We start from the raw sequence: 23176 nt of genomic DNA, 5'->3' as shown, positions 1-23176 counted from the left end.
CCCCTCGCTATATCACGCAAGGTCGTTGTAAAATCGTACGGTACTTCAGTCTGGTGCCCTTTGCACTAGACTGTTTTTCACTTTCTAAAAATGCATATTAATCTCATGACACAAGTCCATGGACAAAGATAAGTTTACTAACATCTATCGCTTGCCTGGTTCGATTCAAATTCGTATCGGTAAATGGCAAAAAACGTTCCGCGGCACCTCTGATTTAGTTTTACATCAGGCGCTAATGGAGCGTAATAAGCAATTTAAGAAGCCAGACTTTTTACCTAAAGGCTGGTGCGTCACTCCTATTGACGAAAAAGATATTACTGTCACGCACCACGGTAAATATATCCAAACCGTCATGCGCACAATGTTGGACAGAAAGGTCTCGTACAAGCGATTATTCCTATCTCGAATGAGTGCGGAAGAAGGTGAAAAAGTGCTCCACAATTACAAACTGGAGTGGGTAAGAAAACATAACCAGATCGCCAAAAAGTACAATCAAATTAAGAAGAAACAGTACATGAACTTTGCAAGAGAAGAAGAGGAAACCCTCTACCCTTCGATTCCAAAGGGTGAGTTTGACAAAACGTTATGGAACAAGCTCGTCGTATCATCGTTTGGTCCGCAGAAAAAGTACAAAAACCCACATTTTGTCCGCAAAGCCGATTTCTAAATAAACACCCCTACACTAGGGGTGTTTATTTATCCGTTAAATCACCAATCGTAAGTTAAACTTGCAATAAAATTTTGTCGATCACCATACCAACAAAAACCATCACATGTCGCTATGTACTCTTTATCAGTGATATTTTTGGCTGCGACTTGTAGCTTGTAATCTCCAATGCGATAGCTGACCGTCGCATCCATTAAAAAGTAACTTGGTACTTTTAGTCTCTCTTCATTATCTCCGTATGACTCACCTGTATAGCGCGCACCTAAGCCAACCGCAAAGCCATCAAAAGGTCCATCAAAGAAACGATAATGTGCCCAAGCTGATGATACGGTATTCGCCACTTGGGAAGGTGTTTTGCCAACCCATTCGTTATTAACGTCTTCTTTTATCTCAGCGTCAACATAGGCTATGTTTCCGATTAATGTTAAAGAAGGTGTCACATTGGCTACAGCTTCAAACTCAACGCCGTTATTTTCTATTTTTCCTATTTGCGTCAATTCACTCAAGTAGATACGAGCCAAGTTTTCTTTTGTTGCTCGATACGTTGCTATATTGAAATAGCCATCGAATGAATCCGGTTGGTATTTTACACCGATTTCAAATTGATCACCGCTTTCCGGTTTCGCTGGCTTACCATTGCTATCTTCTTGAATTATTGGGTCAAAGTACTGAGAGTAACTAAAGTATGGTGTGAAGCCAGAATCAGAAATATAAGCCGTTCCCACGCTAAACGTCCACTCTCCGTTGTCGACTTTCGTGCGCGCACCCGTGGTAACATTATGTACTTCGTTACTTGTATCGTCGTAACGCGCACCCAATAACATTGCCCATTTATCGTTAATCAGCATATGATCTTGAAAGTAGACACCGAGCTGTCGGTTCTCGATTTTCGTTCTTTGCTTATCGGTTTCGCTTAATGACTGTAGCGTATTCGGATCGAGTAACATTATATTATCCGAATAAGTGGAATTAAATACATTAAACCTAGGGTCAGGCAAAGCTCCCATTGGTGTGTTTAAGAGTGCATTACCATCAGCAACGATAGGATCATTAGCAAAGTCCTTACCATCGATACTGATCATTTGAAAATCTAAGCCCAACATCAAGTTATGCTCAACGCTTCCCCAATTTACTTGGTGCATCAAACGATTATCAATATTAAAAGCATCGGATGATCCATCTTCTGTTGAAGCGCCCCTAAGTATGGTCTTGCGTTCATTTGATGGATCTAAGATCGGCCCCAAACCAGGCACATCAGCCGAGTAAACGTACGAATACATTTGTCTCAACTTAACATCCATTTCACTGTAACGAGCTGCTTGAACAAATGAAGTGGTATCATTAAACGCATGAGAAAACTCATAGCCTAAAGACACCTGCTCACGCTCAAAGGTCTCCCAGTTAGGATTACCTATCGCTAAACTATCACTGATCTTTCCATTTTTGTTTGGCGTTAACGTTCCTTCAACTGGCAAAAATTGCAGATAAGGATCTGAGTCGTCTTTTTGATAGCTCGTTAGAAAGGTAATTTCAGACGTCTCATTAAATTTGTACGTCATTGATGGAGATAGAAGAATGCGCTCTGCTTCTACCCCACTAATTCTCGTCCCATTTTTTCTCGCTAACCCTTGAAAGCGGAAAGCTAACTGCTCACTCACCTCAGAGTTTACGTCAAGAGAAAGTTGTTTACGGTCTTCAGAACCGTACTCCAAAGATACAAGCCCTGAGCCTCCATCAAATTGAGGTCGCTTACTGACGACATTGATAACCCCACCAGGAGGGTTTTGCCCATAAAGAACAGACGCTGCACCACGTAACACTTCAACCCTTTCTAACGCAAACGGATCTATTTGCCAACTATAGAAACCAGAAGAATATAAACGGGTACCATCTTGATACAGCCCGCTGTTCGCCTGTTTAAAACCACGAATAATAAACCAATCTTGCTTGTTATCTTCGCCGAAATAATTAGTTTGAATACTTGGTGTGTACTGTAGCGCGTCAGAAATGCTAATAGAGGCACGATCATCCATTTGTTCTCGCGTAACAACAGATACCGCTCTTGGGGTTTCATTGATGGCAATATCAGTTTTCGTCGCTGCCCGACTCTTCGCTCCAAGATAACTAAAATCAGGACCAACTGCACTGTCTTGCTGCTGTCCAATCACAACTATATTTTCATCTTCCTGAGCCAAGACATTTGGCGTTGATAACGCTAATACAACCGCCATTGACGTTGGTGTCAGCATAAACTGCCGAGTCATATTATTCTCCTTTTTTGTCGGCAGCCAAACCAACCCTTCATGACTTCAGCGATCGCTGAAAGAAAAGCGAGTTACGGCATCGCCAGTTGTTTCCATAAAAGACAAACCAGAGGTTTTGCATAAAGCACTCGCATAGGTTGCGAATGCCACTGCGAGTGCTTATTTGTATAATTACTTTCTTGGTTGAGGCGTAGCTCGTATCTACAAACGACGTAATCCCCACATCAGATACAAACCGCCAATGAGAGACGCCATAAGCCCTGTTGGTACTTCTTGCGGGTAAAGAACTTGTCGTCCCAACCAATCGGCCAACAACATCACGCCGGAACCCAATATCGCGGCGCATAACATGTGTTGTGACGCTTTGTTAAAGCCAAATAAGCGAGCTAAATGCGGAGCCAGTAACCCAACAAAGCTAATCGGACCAACAACCAATGTCGCACTGACCGTGAGACAAGCAACTAAAAGCAGCAGTATCGCGCGCGAACGATCAACGCGAATCCCAAGTGCTTTAGAGGAAGCGGCGCCAACAGGAAGAATATCTAGCCATCTTACGCAGAGAAAACTCAACCCTATAAAGACAAGCGCAGATAAAGACAATGGGAGTAACGTTTCAACCGAAACATAGTAGGTAGACCCAGACAACCAAGCCAATGTTTGATAACTTCTTGGGTCACCAGTGGCTAGAATAAAGCTCTGTATTGCATTCATCAGTGCGGTAATAGCAATACCAGTCAACAAAATACGCTCCGGCTGAAAACCTGATTTACGGTTTAGCAGCACAATTACCAATACCGTCGCTAATGCACCTACAAGCCCGCCTAAAGAAAGAGTGAAAATTGACGAACCAAACCCAGTAAACATCGCGATAATCAACCCCATCGCTGTCCCTGAACTGATGCCGATCACTTCTGGACTGGCCATTGGGTTTCCACTTAGGCGTTGAATCATGGTTCCAGCAATCGCTAACATTGCCCCCGCAATTGCTGCTGCAAATAATCTAGGTGCGCGCCATTCCAAAAAAATCCAATTTTGGCTAGCAAATAAGTTTGTCCACCCTTCATTTTGCACAGCAACCGTGGCAAAAAGAACAACGGAAATTAACGTGCCGATCAACGCCAATGAGATCGCTTTAGGGTTTAGCTTGTAAACATGTTGACGGTGTCGAGTTAACACTGTTTGAGTATGGCCCTGCGTCTTTTGTGATAAGCGAGGTAACAACCATAACAGTAGCGGAGCGCCCAATGCAGCCGTTGCTGCTCCCGTTGGTATAAAACTCGCCATTAGCCCCGGCAGTTGCTGAATAACCAAATCGGTTAAAGTCAATAACATGGCACCAATCAGCATCGATACCCAAAGCTTATGCTGGATTTTATTGATACCTATCAATCGAGTAATCGCTGGTGCTGCTAACCCTATGAAACCGATGATTCCTACTGCAGAAACGACCCAAGAAGTGATTAGTACCGCAAGCCCAAGACAGACAAAGCGCAGTTTGGCTAGCGAGACACCTAAACTCTTGGCACCTTGCTCGGAGAGTTCTAACAGACTTAACGGCTTTGCAAACACAAATGCGATAACCGTAGCAAGTGCGATTCGAGGTGCAAGATACGAGAAATCACCCCATCCGCTCTGAACAAGCGAGCCCGCTCCCCATATCATTAATCCATTCAGCTTTTCGGTATTCATCATCAGAATAACCGTACTTAATGATGCAAAGTACAGGTTTATCACTAACCCAGAAACGACGACAACCGTTGGAGATAACGCTCGTCGCCATGACAACAGCATCACCAACCCCATCGATGTCACACCGCCGATGAGAGCAACCAAATTAGGTGCTATATCCAACATCCAAGGGGCAAATAGCGTAGCTAACATCAAAGCAAAACTTGAACCGCTCGCCACACCAAGTGTCGTGGGTGAAGCGAGAGGGTTACGCAGAACTTGCTGCATCAATACCCCAGCAACCGCTAATCCAGCACCAGATATAATCGTGGTGAAGACTCGAGGCCACCAGCTAAAGTGAAGTAAGACGGAATCGATAGATTGAAAGTTAGGTTTCCATAAACTGCTAAGAGCCAGTGAGAATGAACTTGCTTGATACAATTGGAAAGCACCAATAGAAAAGGTAAATGCCGAAAGTAACACCACAAGGCTTAAAGGCATGGCTTTCATTGTTCTAACTCCTCGACCTTACTCGCCGTAACTAACTCCGCGAACCGAAGCGCTGAAGGCATAGAACCAAAACTCCAAACAGGCGCGACTTGCATGACCTTCTCACCAGACTGTTGAACAACGTATTGCCAAAACGGATCTTGAGAGAGCTGCTTTTCGCCACCGTGAGGCAATGGCTCAACGATAACAATTTGGGCTCTTATACCTGCTAACTTATCGATGCCGACTAAGCTGAAGCCCCAGCTATTTGTCTCTTCGTTCCACGCATTACTCAGCCCAATCTTTTCGATAGCCTGAGAGTAAAGACTATTCTGACCAAAAACACGAACGTGCTTCGTATCCATAAACTGAATCATTAAAAGCGGCGGCTGGTCTTTGTTTATGCGCTGTTTTAATAAAGAGAAACGTTCTTCATATTTTTGTATAAGTGCCTCAGCTTTCGCTTCTCTTCCTAGCTCTTCACCAAACCTCCGAGTGAAACGAGTAAGTACCGACCAATCTGTAATCCCGCTTTCATATAAGTCAATCGTGGTAACGGGGGCGATATCGACTAAGCGATGCTTCATTGAGGAGAAGTACGGGGCAATAAAAATACGGTCAGGTCTGAGCTCGTAAATACGCTCTATATTGGGTTGAGTTCTTAACCCTACATCCTTAGTTTGAGGTGGTAACGGTGGCGATTTTACCCAAGCATCGTAATCTTGCCCTTGAGCGACGCCTACGGGCACGACCCCTAACGCCAACATCGTTTCAGTTTGTGTCCAATCAACCGACATCACCCGAGGTGACGCCTCAGCTACTGCTTGAAAGGAACTGACCAAAAGCGCACTAAGTGAGAGAGCGAAAGAGAAATGCTTAAGTCGAGTGTTTGTACTGCTCATTATTCAACCTCTAGCTTGGCATCGCCACCGGATAACCCGCAGGGTGGTCAGAGATCTTCATCTCTATCCCGTATATGTCCCTCAGCTTAGGTTCAGTAAACACCTGTTCAACATTGCCTTGTGCAATCAAATCACCTTGATGTAATGCAACGATATGATCGCAAAAGCGCGCTGCTAAGTTGATGTCGTGCAATACGATAATAACGCCCAAACCCAACTCTTTACTGAGTTTAGAGATGAGCTTCAACATATCGACTTGATGGCTAATATCTAACGCAGACAAAGGCTCATCAAGAAGCAAATACTCGGTTTTTTGCGCTAATAGCATGGCTAGCCACACTCGTTGGCGCTCCCCTCCAGATAGCGTATCAACTAAGCGATCTGCGTATTTTAGTGTTCCTGTCATCGCCATTGATTCTTCAACAATGTCATGATCTTTCTTGCTCAAACGACCAAGTAAACCATGCCATGGGTAACGACCAAATCCGACTAAATCGCGACCTAAAATACTGTCGGTCACCGGAAGATGCTGAGGCAAGTAGGCAATGTGTTGGGCGAATTTTTTCGCTGAGAGATCGTTAATGCTCGTTCCATGCAGAACCACGTCACCAGCGGTGTATGGCTGTTGCTGTGCCAGCAACTTTAACAATGTAGATTTTCCTGAACCATTGTGCCCAACAAGAGCGTATGTTTTTCCGGGTTCAAATGTCACATCAAACGCTTTTAGCAATGACTTGCCTTCAATCTCAAACTGGAGTGCTTTAGCTTCCAACATCCCTACTTCACCTAATAGCCATTCACAAATGAAAGCTAATCAACCGCTTTCATTCGTTCATCACGTTTGCCGTTCTTATTCAACAGAACGATTAATAAGGGAGGTTTTATATAACAACAAAGATACAAATGCAAACCGTTGTCATTATCATTACATCAACAAGATCATTGAGAGAATTACTAAGCGTTAATGATTATTCGTTGCGGATGACTTCATTAGCGGATTGTCGGCAGGTCAACGAGAGCAGCGGTCTACCACTGCCCTCGCATAAATTTGAATGAATACTGCGGCGCATGAAGAAATGAGAAATGCCGCAGTGAATAAATTAATGACGAGCGTCAGCGCCAAACTCTACTTCTTTATAGATATCGGCCAGCGACTTTTTACCTTGTTTGTCTTTGGCTGAACGCTTTTTCTTCGTTTGATAATGGTATTCTTGCTCCTGAAGTGCTTGTTCGTGCTCTTTTGCTGACTCAACAAACTCAGGATTTGCAAGTGCTTGTTGGCGTAAGCGGTTTACTCTTTCAAGGGTTTCCCACAACATACTTCACCTCCAAACCTACTACTGTATATAGAAACAGTATTGTTTAAATATTCCTCCTCGTCAACATTTCAACTTCGTTACTGCTCTTCACATTAACCCCAAGCCTGTATAGTGCTCCGGATATTTGTGGATGATTTGCTTTATATAACCTTGATGCTCTCGCAGAGCATTAACACATTCTCGAGATAACCACCCCTGATATACCCATTTTTCAAGTTCTAACAATGCGTATGGGATGGACCACGCTTGTCTGTACGGATGGTGCGTCGTCATAAAATCAAAGGCATTCGCGACAGCCGTAATTTGCGCGGCTATTGGTATATCGCCACTGGTTAAACCATACGGATAACCAGTACCATTTAAGTTTTCGTATTGATAAGTAACCATCTGCAAAAACAAAGTCACACTCGGGTGAACCGGATTTCCGATACGAGCCACTATGTCATCGGCCGAGTCGATGCAACGCTCAATATGTTGAATCAATATCGCCTCTTGTTCTTGAGTATAATTTGTTCGGCGACTAGCAATTTCAACTGGCAGCTGAATATCACTGAGCGCATGGAATTGAGCAAAAATACCAATATCTTCGACCATTTCATCATTCAGGTGATAACGATCCGCTAACTGCGTTGCGATGACTTGGCTGTAATACTTCATTCGTTTGGTATGCGCGTAAAACTCAGGGGAGTAGCCTGGCATCATACATTGCATTCGGTTCGCCAACGTTTCTATCGCGCTAACGACGTGGTCTTCTGATTCAACCGCAAATTGAATCATTTCGAAATAAGGTTTGAGACTATTCAACGCTTCTAAGCTAAACGCATTGGGCTGAGTGGAATTTAAAAACACAAAGCCTGTAAATGCTTTATTGTCGTAACAAGGAATCGCAACCGACGACTGGTATCCGTGTTTGAGTAAGGTTTGAACCCGAGGACAGTGATTAATATCGTGAAGGTCTTCGACGATCCGAGGAATCGCGTTTTTGGAGGCAATATTGAGGTGGTGGAGTTTACGGAATGCTGACTCATGGTGGGCTAAACACCAAGTGTCGAACTCACTTTCTGCAAATGATTTGAGCACATCTTGGTCTGGGTGATATTTAGCAAATGACACCCTATCAATACACGGCAAGTGCGCCTGCATCCTGCCCTTTAGCGTTTGCAGTTGCTCATTAAGCGGTTTTGCAAACGGGTAAAAACTCCGGTGCGCCATACTTCACCTCCACACCCAAGCAGAGAAACAAGAGAAGCTCTTTGTGTTGTAAATTCAATGGTATTTTGAGCGGTTTTCTCCACTTAAATTATCGATATACCACAACTTAAGTGTACGAAATAAAAGCACATTTCTACCAATTCTTTCACCGAATATCTTACGGTAATTTGATCCAGATTAAAAAAGCCAACGAGCGAAACTCGTTGGCTTAACAATACTGATTGATTACGATGGATTCAGTAACTAGAGGTTATTCAGAGAACGTTCTAAACAACTAGCCCAGAGCAGGAAGCACACCCAGCGTAATTAACAGCTGAGCTAATACGATACCTGTGCCAGCGATACCCGTTATCACTAATGCGCCTTGGCCACCAGCTACTCGGTACTCTCCTGTAAAATCATCCGATTTACGAACCTTGATCACCATAACCAGAGGTAAAAAGATGGCTAAAATCGCTAAGGCAATCGCTGCATAGCCCAAAGCCATAATAAAGCTTTGAGGGTAAAAAAGTGCGAAGCCCAGCGGTGGGGTAAACGTCACGAGTGCCGCAACCAAGCGATTAGGCTTATCGTTGCTCCCTTTGATGGTATCACCCAAAAATTCGAATAGACCCAAACTCACACCAAGAAATGACGTTAACAGTGCCAAATCAGCAAATACACCGACAATGTTGCCTAAGTTTGATTGGTGCACCGTCTGCGATAGTTGACCAATAAGGGCGCTCAACCCGCCGTTTTCAATAAGCGTACTTTGGCTAACCACACCCAATGTCACGATCTGCCAAAAGATGTAAATCACGAGCGGGATCGTCGAGCCAATAATAACGGCTTTGCGCAAAGAAGAAGTATCGCCATCTAAGTAATTCACAATTGCCGGAATGCTTCCGTGGAAACCAAACGAAGTAAAGATAACAGGAATCGCCGCTACAATAAGACCTTGCTCAATCGGCATACTCAATAAGTAAGATTCCGTAACGTTTGGAGCAAGAAAAGAAAGCACAGCAACCATCGCAACAAGTTTCATCGCGAACAACACGCGGTTAACTTTATCGACCGTACCTGTACCAACTGTCACAACTAAAGTCACAATCAAGGTAAAGATTATCGTTGATGTAGGCCCTGAAATATCAAGGTCAAACCATTGTGCAAGGCGGTCTCCGAACTGAGCACCACCGCCAGCGATGTACGCTGCACACAATGAGTAGAACAGAAACAACATCGCAAAACTTGCCACCCACTTGCCTTTTTGGCCCAGGATCTGTTTCGCTAAAGTATGAAGAGTTGCACTACTTTCTGCATGCTGATGAAGCTCAAGCATGAGTAAGGCAGTGAAAGCCATCAGAGCCCATAAACTGAGCATGATGATGATTGAAGTTGAAAAACCAATGCCGGCAGAGGCAAGTGGAAGGGCTAGCATGCCAGCACCTATTGTAGTTCCCGCGATAATTAGAGTACTACCGAATACTTTAGAACGACTCATTGTATATTTATCTTTACACTTTATTAGGAATTATCGGTATTAGATCGGGCAACGGCGTACCGAAACCAACACCATATTTGTAATGCTGTCGATATTGTAGGATCTTCAGCAGAAGATCAAGCAAAGTGTAAGGATAAAAAACCACAAGTGTAAATCAAAACTTACACAGTACTAATATCCAACAATAGCTGAGTACATTCTTCCCTGCTCATGAACTTAGGGACAGGGTAATTCCAGTGCGCCTCTTTCAGAATTAAATCTACAAGCGCATCAGCATCTTCGCGCTTAATGAGTGCACTTTTCTGCTTAATATCAATGCTTGCAAACAAAGACTCCACGTGCGTCAAAAAGTGTTGAGCACTCGCCTCACCTGACTGCCCTTCGGCCGTCAACGCATCGAGTTTTCTTAGTTGAGGCTCTATCTCTGATAATGAAAAGCGCAGCACAGGTAATAAGGCTAGTCCGTTTGCCATGCCATGAGGTATTCCATATTTCGCACCGAATGTGTGAGCAAACGCATGAACATAACCCAAACTCGCTTTCGTAAATGCTAAACCTGCATAGTAGGATGCCATGGCCATTTTATGTCGAGCTTCAACATCATCCCCTTGCGCTACGACCCGAGGAAGATGCTTAAAAATTAACTTAATGGCGGCAACAGAGTAAGCCCTAGTTTCTTGAGTAGCATTTCTCGACACATACGCCTCAATAGCGTGAGTTAATGCATCAACGCCAGTATCAGCCGTGATCTTAGGAGGTAAACCAATCATTAAGTTCGCATCTAAAGCTGCCATTAGTGGCACCAACTTTGGATCCATCAAAGGGGTTTTAATGTGTGAGGAGGGATCTGATACGACCGCGGCGATGGTGACCTCACTTCCTGTTCCTGCGGTCGTTGGAATAGCAAACAGAGGCGCTGGCATTCGCCATACTTTCAATAGTCCAGCTAACTTTTTTATTGGCCGTTTATTGGTAACTTTCGCAGCAATGACCTTTGCGCAGTCCATTGCCGAGCCACCACCCAAAGCTAATATGCCCTCACAATGAAAACGATGGTAAGCCTCTAGACCGCTTTCTACCTGATCATAGGTAGGATCGGGCTGCACTTTCGAGAAAACATCTAACTGTAAATCGAGTTGTGCTGCCGCCTTGAGCACCTTATCGACAATACCGACTTGGACTAACCCTTCGTCGGTAACTAATAAGACGCGCTTAAATCCCAGTTCGGTCATCGATTCTAATAGCTCATTCATCGAACCAGGGCCGGAAAACAAGGTTGGTCTCGGCATAGGAAGGATAAGAGCTGCTATTTTTAGCCCTGCGGTGTAAGTCCGATATAAGCGATGCTTCAACATACGAAATCCTTTTCATTTAGAGCTATCATTCTAGCTACTTTTATCACCTATGCTTACTTTGCAATCACACATTTTTTAATTAAGTCATTTCATCAACACATAAATGCCGCTGAGGGAGCAATACCGTTATCTTGATCTCCCCACACCACATGAGCTGTAGAGAAAATTATTTTTTATGATTTTCCATTAGCGTTACCTTAATAACTCACCCCTCTTCGGCTTTGCCGATCATAAAGTGGTTATTGAAGGTGCCTTATCATTCATACAAACTCAAAAATATGGATTCTACTTAATCACATAACGGTACGGTATATCAGTAATCTAATCCGAACATCACTTATAAAAATACAAATAAGAATGCGTTACATCATGATTTATTGTCGTTTTCAAATAAGTCAATAAAAGCAACAATAATCTTTCAAAACTAATACTTAGTTCAAATAACTGACTCTTAATCATGAGCTTCAGGTGATATTGTTATGCAACTAGGATTATTATCCGCCCCATAATTAAAACTACGTCTAAACGCCCACCTTTTTGGGGTCTATTCGCTGTCGTACCCAATTTTCCTATCACCTTCTGATTTGGGTTTCGCGTGGGCTAATTAGCAATGTCGGTATAAATCATGAATCATTCTTGCCATTCCCATACGGACACGGGCTTTGAAGTCGATCTAAAACAAGCACTTATCTGGGTTGCTCGAGCACTTGATTATGTCGGTGTTGACGATACTCACCACAGCCATCGTGTCGCTTATATCGCTTACCAATGTGCTCGCGTCATGGGTTGGGAGCCAGAAAAAGCGGAGTTTTGTTACTTCGCAGGTATGATCCACGACTGTGGAGTCTCCGAAACACAAGAACATAAAATGTTACTTGGAGAGCTGGTGCCACAAGACGTGAAAACACACTGCTTAAGAGGGTACCGAAGCCTCAAGCAATGTCGTTTGTTGCGCCAATTTGCGACACCAGTTCTTTACCACCATACACATTGGAGCGAACTAAAAGAGCTCGATTTACCGCCTTTTGAAAAAGAGGTGGCCGCCCTGCTCTACTTATCAGACCGCCTTGATTTTATGCGCTCAAAATACGTCATGAACTGCCACTGTGACATTGTCACGCTTCATGAAGAATTGATTGCTGAGTGCATCATGGCAAACGTTGGAACCTTGTTTAATCCAAGTATGGCCGAAGCAATGGTTAAACTCGTCATGACCGACGCGTTTTGGTTCGCGATGGAGTCGGAAAATATTGAAACCATAGGCCTAAATTTTAAAAGCATTGATTGGCTTCAAAAGCAATTAACCATCCAAGATATGAACAGTTTGGGAATGTTTATCGCTCAAATTGTCGATGCAAAGAGCCCGTTCACTTATCAACATTCACAAAAAGTAGCGGAATTATCTCGTTATCTAGCAATTAAGCTTGGGCTAAACGAGCACGACCAAGAAATGTTATATATTGCAGGGCTGGTGCATGATATTGGAAAGTTAAAAACACCAGATGAAATCCTTCACAAAGAAGGCTCTCTAAACAAGAGTACACACGCATTAAACGCCATACCATTGATACTCAGCTCGCATTGCATAAGGTCTTCCCTAACGCGAAAATAGCGGAGTGGGCTTCCAATCATCATGAACGTTTAGACGGGTCGGGCTATCCCTATCACAAAACAGGCGACGAGCTCGATGTACCATCGCGTATTATTGCTGTCGCGGATGTCTTCCAAGCCCTGTCTCAAGATCGCCCTTATCGAGGACGAATGACTCAAACACAGATCGCCGACATTATGGGTGAGCAAATAGCCAAAGAGGAGCTTTGCTCTGACGTTTATGCGGTATTAGAACGAAACATGACAGAATGTTACGAACTCTCAACCGACGTTTAATCAAAACAGGGGCGAACACACGCCCCCTTTTTTAGGATGATAAAACTAGGCAGATAAATAGCTACCTAGCAATATCAAGTAAATTATCTCGCACACCATTGATTCTGAACCAACCAGCGATACTAAAACGCTCGGCATTAGTTGGTAACACCTCATGTGGGAACTGCTCTGATAAGAATACGAACAAACGCCCTGAGCGTGGGGGAATGGTTGCAATTTTATTGTCATTCAAATCGTATACTACTAATTCACCCGCGTCTTCTTCCGTCCAGGATTCGTTCATATAAAAAACGGTCGTCAATCGACGGTTTTCGTTACCTTTGAAGCAATCTAAATGTTTTTGGTAGAAGTCCCCTTTCTCGTACTTGGCAAAATGAGCTTCGTACTCAAAAAGTCCAAGAAACAAGTGACGGTTCACTTCTTGGCGGATCTCTTCCATTTTATCCAAGTAAGAAGCAACAGCATGCCCCATATTTGGCGATAACCATTGAATCTTGTCACTTCGAATAGATTCAATACGAGTCACATCATCGTTACGACCAATACGTGCTTTTTTCCAATTGCTTGGAATGCAATCTCGCAGTTGAGCCACCTCTTGTTCAGAAAGAAAATCATCCCAGATGTAGTAGCCATTGGTTGCTAACGCATCGATCATTTTATTCATTATTTTCGTTCACTCGTGTTAGTTGGGCGCTCTATATAAAAAATCTGCGACACAACAACAAATGCGATTTTTTATCGAGACGACAATGAAGCAAAACGAGAATTAAAAATGACGATACAAGATACAAAAATGCCGCTCATGTGAGCGGCAATGTCGTTTGTTATTGACGAGCTTCTAATCTCGTTGCTCGAATTCGCAACGGACGAAGACGCTTAATGCTAGGACGCTGTTTGTTTTTTAGCTGGATATGACAAAGTTCCAGAATCAAACCAAATGCCATCGCAAAGTACACATAACCTTTATTGATATGAATTGCGAAGCCTTCTGCCATCAATAAGCCACCCAATAAAACCAGGAACAGCAATGCCAACGTTTTAAAGCCGGGATAGCGCGTCACCAGATTATTGATTTTTTCAGCAGTCATTACCATCACGATTGCAGACGAGACAATCGCCGCGACCATAAGCGGGACATCACTTGTCAAACCGACGGCGGTTATCACCGAGTCCATTGAGAATACCGCATCCACAGCAACAATCTGCAGCAGTACTACCGCTAATCCAGTACGAGCATGAGTCGAGTGGCCAGATTCATTGTGATTTAACCAGCTCCACAACTCTTTCAGGCTTTTTGCCAATAAGAATGCACCACCCGCGATCATGATCACGTCTCTTCCGGTAAACGCTTGGTTTGCGACGGAAAACAGTGGTTGAGTCAACTGCATAATCCAAGAGATAGAAAAAACCAATGCAATACGAGCAATAACAGCAAGGCCGATGCCAAGGTTTCTTGCCAGTTTACGTTGGTGCTGTGGCAATCTTTCACATAGGACGGAGATAAAAACGACGTTATCAACGCCTAAGACAACTTCAAGCGCAAACAAAGTGGCAAAAATCGCCCAAGCCTCTGGTTGCATGAAAAGTTCTAACATGAGTACGCCTCCAGTGATGGGAAGACATACGGTGAAGGGTTCTGTCGACTAAAGGGGTCGTCCATTAATTATTTATACCTCTGTTACTTAAGGATCTTGAGTAAATCACCAAACAATCAACAACACAATGGCTATTTTTAATAGGTAATGACGGCTTTTCATTCGTACACAAACTATTCAGCCCTCGCACTAGAAAGATAAATAAAATAGAAATTCTAAAATTGAAGAAAGGAAAACGCCAAAGACCTAACAAATCCAAGAGAGTTCTTTAATCTTACAAAGCTCAAATTATTTTTACGCAACACGTTAAATACATTGAGCTCAAAGCGAAAGATGCTCATTTACGAGATAAACAATAGTAAAAATTTGTTTCATCCTGATATACTGCCAAAAATCATAAGAAACCATGCTATTTATGGACTACATTGCTCTTTCACGCATTAGCCTAAAACATCTCACTGTATTGCATATGTTGTTAACCACTCACAGTGTTACGCTTGCCGCAGAGCGCCTGTGTGTAACACCTTCGAGCGTCAGTAAAACACTTGGGCAATTACGTGAAACGCTGAAAGATGATCTTTTCTATCGCGATGGTACTCGCTTGGTACCAACAGCATTTGCGCTGCACATTGGCCCCTCAATCCATGGCATACTCTCTAGCATGAATGGATTATTACATCAGGGCTCATTTAATCCAGCTTACTATCAGGGCAGTTTCTCATTAGCTATGCGTGAAAGTTCGTTTGAGCTTTTTGCGCCAGTTCTACAACATTTATCTCAGCAACTCGGTAATCACGCACATTTGAATGTGCATGCAAAAGAGGAAATGAGTTTCGATGCGTTGGTAAGAGGCCAAGTGGACTTTTTGCTGCTTCCACACGATCTTAGTCAGCCGCCCACGCAAAACAAAGACTTGGTATGGCAAACCATTCTGAAAGACGAAATGGTTTGTTTAATGGGACCATCAAATCCACTCTCTAAACAGCCTTTGTCTGTTGAAAGCTACCTCTGTGCAAGACACATTGGGATTCATGATAAAGATCTCTCACAACCTTATTTCGAGCAGAACCTCACACAAAGGCACTCGAAGCGAAACATGGCTATGCGTGTAGCGGATTTTGGCTCAGCTGCGGTGATGTGTCAGCACTCAGATTACTTGTTCACCTGTTCCAAACTTTGGGCAAGGGCGGCCATGCAAGCAAAAGGCTTGGTTGAACAATCCCTTCCATTCGATTATGGACAGGTAGCCTACAGCCTCGTTTGGAACAAAGCGAGCTTGAACGATCCGGCTTTAAAATGGCTACAAAAACAATTGCTCGATGCCTGTGCCATGCTAGACGCGTGCGATGCGTGAGTAAGATAACGAATCAAAACTGCATTACGTGAGTACAGTCGGCACTGCGATGGGGTTACTCACGTAACGTAAAAGTTCTGATTTTAAGCGTTCGATATCATGGCGAGAGCACGCATCCCAGGTTAGCGTCTCCCCCATGACTCCGTGATGTTGAAATGCATTTAAACGGATAAGCACCGATTCAGGTAAAGTACTCAAATAGCGCCCAATCGCTACGATTTCTATATCTAAATCACTTTTCCCTGGAATATGCAGTAACCGAACTTCATACAATTTTTCATGCTTTGCAAGGTACTGAAGCGTTTTGAATACACGATGATTATCACGCCCAGTTAGCCACTGGTGCGTCTCTGTCTGCCACGATTTCAAATCGATCATCGCACCGTCCAGAAAAGGAAGCACACGCTGCCAACCTGTCACTGATAAAGAGCCATTGCTGTCGATGAAACAAGAAAGGTGCTGTAACTCAGGATCTTGCTTCATCCCTTTAAACAGCTCAATAATGAAAGGAAGTTGTAAGGTAGATTCCCCACCGGATACTGTAACACCACTGATGAAAAAGCGATGCTTGCGTATCAAATCGAGCATTGTTACCACAGAGTAGTCAGTAATTTTTGGATTAGATTGGTTCTGACATATCTCTATACAATGATCGCAGTGGGTGCACTCCTCTTTAAGCCAAACAACGTTGTTGTTTTCGTCGAACTTCAGTGCGTCTGCCGGGCACTCACTCACACAATCACCACAGTGATTACAATGGTTTATTGTATGAGGGTTATGACAGTTCAAACACTGATAGTTACAACCCTGTAGAAAGATGACTAGACGATTTCCTGGCCCATCAACACAAGAGAAAGGAAGGATACGAGTGACTTTTGCCAAAAGGCTTCCACTTCGTCTAGACATCTTGTTCTTTCCTAAACCGACCTTTACGCCTGCGTGTAGGTCGGTGTCATTTCATGACTCACCACACGTGGTGAGCGTTCTAAAATCCCAGTATTTCTTGCCGCCTCTGCTCCCAGAAACGTCGTATTGGTTCTCGAACCTTCTGCATCATATTTTGCGATATCAGAAAGTTTGACCATGTATCCCGTAACGCGAATCAAATCATTTGAGGCCACATTCGCGGTAAACTCACGATAACCAGCATTTAACGCCCCTTTGCACAAATTGAACATCGCTTCTGGGTTTGATTTCACCGTTTCATCAATCGTCAAAATATCGCTGATACCTGCACGATAATACTGGTGATGCTCAGCTGTTGCTTGTACATAAGTGACAGGGTCTGGCTCCGTGCCATAAGGAAGACGCACACCTGGCGTAACGCCAAGATCTAAGCTAATACCACCTTGAGCATGTAAGAGCGCTTTGCCATCCAAACCATATTTCACTGGGGTTGACTCCACTAGTTTCGCCAGTGTGGCTGAAACATCATGAGCAAAGGCATTCGCACGTTCATCTTTTCCGTACTGCCCCGTTTGGCCTTCTTTTTCGAACAGAAGATTCACCGCTTCTGCCATACCATAAATGCCATACATTGGTGCGAAACGGGACTCTTCAATCAACCCTTCTTGCGTCAAAAATCCTTGAAAGAAATTGGACTTTTCATGCAAGTGCGTACTTCTAGCGTCCATCAACTCAACCATTAATTGATGGTATAAAGGCAAAACACTGTTTAAGAAGTCGTTACAATCCGATGCTCGTTCTGCAACTTCTTTTAGGTTCATTCGCACCAGCGTGTTTGAGCCACCAGCCAGTGGCAGTGAATTGTAGCAACTTACAATACCAAAACGTGAACCGCTGTAGGCTTTCGAGTGCACAGGGTAATTGGCAATATGAGGCTTACTACACTCGCAAATATTCTGCGTCGCTTGACGAAGTAAATCATCAGGCGTGACCGACTCGTCGTACATGAAAGTAAGATTTGGCGCAATCTGCTTGAGCTCGGCGTCCACTTTTAAAATAGTGCGACAAATAATGTTGTCTGTCGGTCCGACATTCACGTGCATAAACGCATCTGGCAATGTGCGATCCAACATGATCCAAAAATGTTTTAACTTTTTGTAAATTTGATTCTCTGTCAGGTCGCCTATGTAAGGCAGTAAGACATGATCCAACTGACCTAAATACACCGGAATATTCGTTACCGATGGAACATGATGGTAAATGATGGTGAGCATATTCAGCGCATCATCGAAATCGGCAGCTGGAAGCAACTCTAGATACTCAGAGCCTTGCGATAGGAACTTAGCGTAATCAGGCAGCACATAGCGTGGTTTGAAAGGTGCATGGCCTTCAAACATATCACAGATGATTCCTTCATCCATTGCTTGTCTTAGCGATGGGGAAATCGACATGTAAGGAATACATGCTTCCGCCTCCAAGGCCAAAAAGTTCGACTTTTGTTTTGGAGAAAGACGAACATCAGTCGCAATGTCTAGAAAACGTTGTTGTAGTTCAGAAAGGCTTTTCATCTGAGATGTCCCTGAAAAAGTAACCACAAACCCACAAGATAAAACATGGATTCTACCCCTAAAGAGTAACGTGATTTTACTCCGGCTTACCTGTTGCCACTAATGAAAATAAACAAAACGTCTATTTCCATAATGGAAATAAGCTAACGCTAAATTAGGTTATTGCAACTTACGCTATTGAAATAATCCAACCATGCACCGAACACGCGCTTTCTCATCGGTTTGCCGTCGACAACATGACGCCCGCGCTAATAAATACTCCGCCAGTCAGGCGATTGAACAACTTGGCTCTTCCAGCGACAAACAGCCAGTCTGAAGCTTTTACACCTAATAATGCATAAAATGTTAGCCAACTTAGCTCAAACACCACAAATGTAGATGCAAAAATCGCGTATTGAGCCAGCAAAGGCGCAGAGGGATCAATGAACTGAGGAAACAAAGCGGTAAAAAAGACAATCGCTTTCGGGTTACTAGCGCCAACAATAAAACCACTGGTGAACGCGCTGATCGTATTCGAGGAGCTTTGGACGGCTGCCGTTTTGTCAAAATCCGTTTGAGAAGAGCGCAGCGCTTGAATGCCTAACCAGATTAAATAAGCGGCACCACACCATTTGATGATATTGAAGACCAGCTCAGATGAGGCAATCACAACCCCTAACCCGGTAAAAGAAAGCGTTAATATAATAGTGATCGCTGATAAACTGCCTAGCGCAGTCATGAGGGCAATACGAAACCCACTACTCACACCTTTACTTAAACACAGCAATGAGCTTGGCCCAGGCGATGCAGTGAGCACCAAAATGGCCAGGGTGTAAAAAATCCATGTATCAATTTGCATTGGCATCCCTTCCCGCAAAAAGTTGAGGGTTATATCTCAATCTTTATTGAGATATTCCTAGCTCAGTTTCCATCCATGAAACTCGATTCTTTAATAACCACCTAGTCCCTACATAATTTAGAAACCATTAATAGATAGTTATGCAATCAAAATACGCTCTGCATGCAAGGTTGTAAAGCATGTTTATTTTTCTTAATCATAAAAAGGCTTGGGATCGATTTCTAACGATGACGGAGCGACTGCTCTTTCTATTTTGTGTAGGCTATTTTTCAAATCGACCATCGCCACATCGATATAACGCTGATATTTGCGTGAGTAAAAACACTTCACTTCTGGCTTTAAAGCTTGAGAGTCATTTGAGGACCAAACAATACCAACACGCCCATCACTCAACTCAACAATAGAGCCCACTGGGTACATCCCAACGCAATTAATGAACTTGTAGACTAGGTCTGCATCTAAATGAAATGGCGTTAAACTCAACAATATTTTAAACGCCTCTGCTGAGCTCATGCCTTTTTTGTAGCAGCGATCGGCCGTCAATGCATCGTAAATATCAACAATACAACTCATGCGGCCGTGAATCGGAATCTCATCGCCCTTCAAGCCTCTAGGGTAACCATTGCCATCTAACTTCTCATGATGCATCAAACAGACATCGCGACTCACATCACTAAGGCCCTTTACATGGAGAATAATCTCACCAGCGAACACTTGATGTAGCTTCATGTGTTCAAACTCTTCAGGTGTTAGCTTTGCTGGTTTATGCAAAATCTTGTCATCAACTTTAATTTTACCTACATCATGAATGATGCCACCAATAGCGAGCTGCTTTAATGTCTGCTTATCTAACCCCAAGTACTTACCAAATGATACTAAAAGGCAAGCCACATTGACGGAGTGTTCCAACAAGTAGGAGTCTTTTTTTCGGAGTGCAGAAACACATTGCAACGCATCTGAGTCGATAAAAACGCTTTCAATGACATCATCAGCCCAAGCTTCTACCTCATCAACTTCAATGATTTTGCCTTCAAAAGTTTGATTCAATAGTTTCTGCGCCAGATCTTTTGCTTCCGCAATTAGCTTTTTGGCTCGTTTATGTTGAACATCTCTCGAGCGATAAGCGCGTTGAACCTTCGAAAAGTCAGAGGACTTGGGCTCTCGCTCCTCTTCTACGGCAACAATGGATTCATCCACAGGCTTAAAGACACACTTCTGAGAAGATAATGTTTGATCTACCCAAACATACTTCACGCCGCTCGCGGTAAGCTTCTTAATGCCCTCTGGGCTAGATATCCGCCCTGCATTGGCTAAATTTACGCGCTTGTTGTGCTCTATCGCGGTAACAAACATACCAACGCCGACATCAACGAGCGCAATTTTGATTGAATTTTTTGGATCGTACTGCATAAAAAGAAAGCTTACTCGATATTAACGGCAGTATTATAAGAGATTTGATTAATTGGCGTGATAATAAATTAGAATTGATTACTATTAATGAGCATCCTGTCAATTAATAACCCATCGCGATCACTAAGCCCTTTTTGTTATTATGGTCTTTAGCCTAGCAAATATACAGATATGACACTCAAGAGCAGAACCTCTAACCGACACGTCTTAAAATAACTTGAGGATAATTATTCATAAATATTTATAGATTGCGGACAGCATCAATAACTGTATTTTATAAATGATTTTTACTGTTGACTATTTTTTATAAATGTCGATGATTAGCCGCCTAATCTTAGTATGTTATTAACCTAGTAGCGCATAAAATGATAGCCAAACAATTTGAACTGATACTTTTGTGATTGTAATGTACGCCAACAGATCAACTCTATGTTATCAAACCCCCACACTCATCTCTGATGCTAACACGCTCGAGGAGGAAATATCTTGACCACCATATTTGACCAACAAGCCTCAGATAGTGACCGAGAGTTCCTGAAAATCGTTGAAGAACGATTCATTCATATCTTCGACGTATTTAACGAAGGCCTCTTCTACATGGATGAGTTTGGTACCATGGTATTTTACAACAAAGGCTTCTATGAACAGCTCGGTATTAACGCTGGCCGAATCAGTTTAGAGCAATGGTTAGAGCTTGTTCATCCTCTTGATCGAGAAAGGCTGTCCACAAGGGTCGATGCGCACATCACGACCAACAATAAGAGGGTTACAACCACTTACCGAGTGCGTAAACCCAATGGACAATACGTCTGGATAGAAGGCGTAGCCATGACCAAAGAAACAGAACATGGCCATTACATGGTTGGCAGCCATCGCGATATTTCTGAGCGTAAGCTGATGGAAAGTTACATCCATCAAGTTGCATTTCATGACAACGCGTCAGGCATGGCTAACCGCGCCCATCTCTTGCTGGATATCGAGGACAGTGTACGTACCACCGATTCTTGCGCGTCTATTTGTTATATTCAGATCGAAGACATCAAATCTTACTTGAATCAATATGGCAGCGAACTGGTCGATGGATTAGTAGAGAAGTTGCTACAAACTCTCAGTCACTTGCCCTCTCCAAACAGCTCGGTGTATCGCGTGCATGATGATGACTTTGCGATTTTGATTCACGATGAGTGCTCAATAGAAGCGCTACAGAGTTACGCTGAAAGTTTAAAACAAACCTACCATGAAGCGGTGATTGAAGAAGGCCAATACCTAGGTAGCAACATTAGCATTGGTTTGTATCCTTGTATTGACCCTAGTCACTCCGCAGAGGAGATTTTACGTAAAGCGGCAAGAACTTGTCAGTACGCGAGCGAACAAAATAGAGACCGCGTCGCGGTCTACAGTGAGAAGACGCAGCATGCCGTTGATCGCTACTTCTTTATTGAGCAAGGTCTTAAAAGTGCGCTAGAAAAACAGACATTAAGTGTTAAGTTTCAGCCAATTATTGACGCCAAAAGCTCAAAAGTGGTGAGCTTCGAATCGCTAGTTCGCTGGCGTAGCAAAGAGTTTGGCGAAATTTATCCTGACGAATTCATCCCCGTCGCAGAGAACAAAGGATTGATCGTCGAACTAGGATATCAAGTATTTGCCAAAGCGTGTGAATTCATCAAAAACTACCGTGAACGTTACCAAAACCAAGTTCGTGTTAACGTGAACGTTTCTGTACTTCAGTTGATGAACAGCGAATTCCCTACGCGAATTAAAGCCATGGCGGATGAAGCTGGCGTTGACCCCGAGTCTATTGTTTTGGAGCTGACAGAAACGTTTATTTTGGATAATAACCAAACGGCTATTGCCCCTCTAAGCACGCTCAGGGAGTTAGGTTTTGCACTCTCGCTCGATGACTTTGGCTCTGGTTACAGTTCATTAAATAGCTTCTTCGACTTGCCGATGACACAAATCAAAATTGATAAGTCGATGGCATGGAAGACACTGACCAATCGCTCTTCTCAAGAGTATTTGAAGTTTCTTATCACTATGTGTCAGGAAAATAATATTGAAGTGGTGATAGAAGGCATCGAAGACGCAAAAATGTGTGACTTCTTTTCCGAGATGGGCGTCGATTATTTGCAAGGTTATTGGTTCTCTAAACCACTCTCTGTTGCCAGTGCCAGTCGCTATTCATTGAGCTAAACCGTTCTTCGGCGAAATAATCCCAGAATTAACGATATTCCGCACGGCCACGTTAAGCATGCTGAACTACTC

17 protein-coding genes and 1 pseudogene are annotated in these 23176 nt (G+C 43.3%); 4 read left to right on the top strand and 14 right to left on the bottom strand.

Annotated features, from left to right (window positions below):
* Positions 1-118: 118 nt before the first annotated feature.
* Positions 119-667 carry an MSHA operon transcriptional regulator gene (locus NB463_RS21130; protein WP_005394187.1) on the top strand — a complete coding sequence of 183 codons (549 nt, stop codon included), beginning with the start codon at positions 119-121 and terminating at the stop codon, positions 665-667.
* Between the two features lie 41 nt (positions 668-708).
* On the opposite strand, the gene NB463_RS21125 is transcribed toward NB463_RS21130, so the two are convergent.
* The 8 genes from NB463_RS21125 to NB463_RS21090 all read right to left on the bottom strand — a co-directional run bounded on the left by NB463_RS21125 (position 709) and on the right by NB463_RS21090 (position 11356).
* Positions 709-2931: a TonB-dependent siderophore receptor gene (locus NB463_RS21125; protein ID WP_258431031.1), complete on the bottom strand. Its 2223-nt coding sequence runs from the start codon at positions 2929-2931 to the stop codon at positions 709-711.
* A 201-nt stretch (positions 2932-3132) separates the two neighbouring features.
* Positions 3133-5109, bottom strand: a complete 1977-nt coding sequence (gene fhuB, locus NB463_RS21120; protein WP_257082517.1) for a Fe(3+)-hydroxamate ABC transporter permease FhuB — start codon at positions 5107-5109, stop codon at positions 3133-3135.
* Entirely contained in the window at positions 5106-5990 is an 885-nt protein-coding gene (locus NB463_RS21115) for an ABC transporter substrate-binding protein (protein ID WP_258431030.1), read from the bottom strand. The genes fhuB and NB463_RS21115 overlap by 4 nt, the downstream gene beginning before the upstream one ends.
* 10 nt (positions 5991-6000) lie before the next feature.
* On the bottom strand, positions 6001-6765 hold the full coding sequence (locus NB463_RS21110) for an ABC transporter ATP-binding protein (RefSeq protein WP_005394180.1): 765 nt from the start codon (positions 6763-6765) through the stop codon (positions 6001-6003).
* 325 nt (positions 6766-7090) lie between these two features.
* Positions 7091-7309, bottom strand: coding sequence for a hypothetical protein (locus NB463_RS21105; protein WP_005377723.1), 219 nt, complete (start codon positions 7307-7309; stop codon positions 7091-7093).
* Between the two features lie 87 nt (positions 7310-7396).
* The gene (locus NB463_RS21100) at positions 7397-8521 is read right to left on the bottom strand and encodes an HD-GYP domain-containing protein (protein WP_104971656.1); all 1125 of its coding nucleotides are present in this window, start codon (positions 8519-8521) and stop codon (positions 7397-7399) included.
* A 274-nt stretch (positions 8522-8795) separates the two neighbouring features.
* Positions 8796-10001, bottom strand: a complete 1206-nt coding sequence (locus tag NB463_RS21095; RefSeq protein WP_258431029.1) for an aromatic amino acid transport family protein — start codon at positions 9999-10001, stop codon at positions 8796-8798.
* Positions 10002-10162: 161 nt separating this feature from the next.
* Complete coding sequence (locus NB463_RS21090) at positions 10163-11356, bottom strand: iron-containing alcohol dehydrogenase (protein WP_257897403.1); 1194 nt, start codon at positions 11354-11356, stop codon at positions 10163-10165.
* 625 nt (positions 11357-11981) lie between these two features.
* Between NB463_RS21090 and NB463_RS21085 the strand changes: the two are divergent.
* Positions 11982-13243, top strand: a pseudogene (locus NB463_RS21085) (HD domain-containing phosphohydrolase).
* Between the two features lie 61 nt (positions 13244-13304).
* Here the strand turns inward: NB463_RS21085 and NB463_RS21080 are convergent.
* Complete coding sequence (locus tag NB463_RS21080; RefSeq protein WP_005394168.1) at positions 13305-13907, bottom strand: 2OG-Fe(II) oxygenase; 603 nt, start codon at positions 13905-13907, stop codon at positions 13305-13307.
* Positions 13908-14067: 160 nt separating this feature from the next.
* Complete coding sequence (locus tag NB463_RS21075) at positions 14068-14838, bottom strand: TerC family protein (RefSeq protein ID WP_085343871.1); 771 nt, start codon at positions 14836-14838, stop codon at positions 14068-14070.
* 415 nt (positions 14839-15253) lie between these two features.
* On the opposite strand from NB463_RS21075, the gene NB463_RS21070 reads away from it, so the two are divergent.
* The gene (locus NB463_RS21070; RefSeq protein ID WP_047008735.1) at positions 15254-16192 is read left to right on the top strand and encodes a LysR family transcriptional regulator; all 939 of its coding nucleotides are present in this window, start codon (positions 15254-15256) and stop codon (positions 16190-16192) included.
* A 24-nt stretch (positions 16193-16216) separates the two neighbouring features.
* Here the strand turns inward: NB463_RS21070 and NB463_RS21065 are convergent, their stop codons facing one another.
* The 4 genes from NB463_RS21065 to NB463_RS21050 form a co-directional block, all read right to left on the bottom strand.
* Positions 16217-17098: a YjjW family glycine radical enzyme activase gene (locus tag NB463_RS21065; RefSeq protein ID WP_258431028.1), complete on the bottom strand. Its 882-nt coding sequence runs from the start codon at positions 17096-17098 to the stop codon at positions 16217-16219.
* Between the two features lie 23 nt (positions 17099-17121).
* Positions 17122-18666, bottom strand: coding sequence for a YjjI family glycine radical enzyme (locus NB463_RS21060; RefSeq protein WP_258431027.1), 1545 nt, complete (start codon positions 18664-18666; stop codon positions 17122-17124).
* 214 nt (positions 18667-18880) lie between these two features.
* Complete coding sequence (locus NB463_RS21055) at positions 18881-19504, bottom strand: LysE family translocator (RefSeq protein ID WP_104971648.1); 624 nt, start codon at positions 19502-19504, stop codon at positions 18881-18883.
* Between the two features lie 192 nt (positions 19505-19696).
* The gene (locus NB463_RS21050; protein ID WP_258431026.1) at positions 19697-20914 is read right to left on the bottom strand and encodes an HD-GYP domain-containing protein; all 1218 of its coding nucleotides are present in this window, start codon (positions 20912-20914) and stop codon (positions 19697-19699) included.
* Positions 20915-21400: 486 nt separating this feature from the next.
* Here NB463_RS21050 and NB463_RS21045 point away from each other — a divergent pair, with 486 nt between their 5' ends.
* A complete protein-coding gene (locus tag NB463_RS21045) occupies positions 21401-23104 on the top strand; it encodes a putative bifunctional diguanylate cyclase/phosphodiesterase (RefSeq protein WP_104974149.1) in 1704 nt (567 codons plus the stop codon).
* Positions 23105-23176 lie beyond the last annotated feature (72 nt).

It is taken from the genome of Vibrio sp. RM-41-2B, assembly GCF_024744415.1.
Classification (GTDB): Bacteria; Pseudomonadota; Gammaproteobacteria; order Enterobacterales; family Vibrionaceae; genus Vibrio; species Vibrio diabolicus.
The sequence above is the reverse complement of the archived record's forward strand: the minus strand, read 5'-3'. Positions and strand labels throughout refer to the sequence as shown.

Excerpts from the sequence above, each read along its gene's own strand:
- NB463_RS21130 (WP_005394187.1), top strand. The coding sequence starts at position 119 with ATGGACAAAGATAAGTTTACTAACATCTATCGCTTGCCTGGTTCGATT.
- NB463_RS21125 (WP_258431031.1), bottom strand. The coding sequence starts at position 2,931 with ATGACTCGGCAGTTTATGCTGACACCAACGTCAATGGCGGTTGTATTA.
- fhuB (WP_257082517.1), bottom strand. The coding sequence starts at position 5,109 with ATGAAAGCCATGCCTTTAAGCCTTGTGGTGTTACTTTCGGCATTTACC.
- NB463_RS21115 (WP_258431030.1), bottom strand. The coding sequence starts at position 5,990 with ATGAGCAGTACAAACACTCGACTTAAGCATTTCTCTTTCGCTCTCTCA.
- NB463_RS21110 (WP_005394180.1), bottom strand. The coding sequence starts at position 6,765 with ATGTTGGAAGCTAAAGCACTCCAGTTTGAGATTGAAGGCAAGTCATTG.
- NB463_RS21105 (WP_005377723.1), bottom strand. The coding sequence starts at position 7,309 with ATGTTGTGGGAAACCCTTGAAAGAGTAAACCGCTTACGCCAACAAGCA.
- NB463_RS21100 (WP_104971656.1), bottom strand. The coding sequence starts at position 8,521 with ATGGCGCACCGGAGTTTTTACCCGTTTGCAAAACCGCTTAATGAGCAA.
- NB463_RS21095 (WP_258431029.1), bottom strand. The coding sequence starts at position 10,001 with ATGAGTCGTTCTAAAGTATTCGGTAGTACTCTAATTATCGCGGGAACT.
- NB463_RS21090 (WP_257897403.1), bottom strand. The coding sequence starts at position 11,356 with ATGTTGAAGCATCGCTTATATCGGACTTACACCGCAGGGCTAAAAATA.
- NB463_RS21080 (WP_005394168.1), bottom strand. The coding sequence starts at position 13,907 with ATGAATAAAATGATCGATGCGTTAGCAACCAATGGCTACTACATCTGG.
- NB463_RS21075 (WP_085343871.1), bottom strand. The coding sequence starts at position 14,838 with ATGTTAGAACTTTTCATGCAACCAGAGGCTTGGGCGATTTTTGCCACT.
- NB463_RS21070 (WP_047008735.1), top strand. The coding sequence starts at position 15,254 with ATGGACTACATTGCTCTTTCACGCATTAGCCTAAAACATCTCACTGTA.
- NB463_RS21065 (WP_258431028.1), bottom strand. The coding sequence starts at position 17,098 with ATGTCTAGACGAAGTGGAAGCCTTTTGGCAAAAGTCACTCGTATCCTT.
- NB463_RS21060 (WP_258431027.1), bottom strand. The coding sequence starts at position 18,666 with ATGAAAAGCCTTTCTGAACTACAACAACGTTTTCTAGACATTGCGACT.
- NB463_RS21055 (WP_104971648.1), bottom strand. The coding sequence starts at position 19,504 with ATGCAAATTGATACATGGATTTTTTACACCCTGGCCATTTTGGTGCTC.
- NB463_RS21050 (WP_258431026.1), bottom strand. The coding sequence starts at position 20,914 with ATGCAGTACGATCCAAAAAATTCAATCAAAATTGCGCTCGTTGATGTC.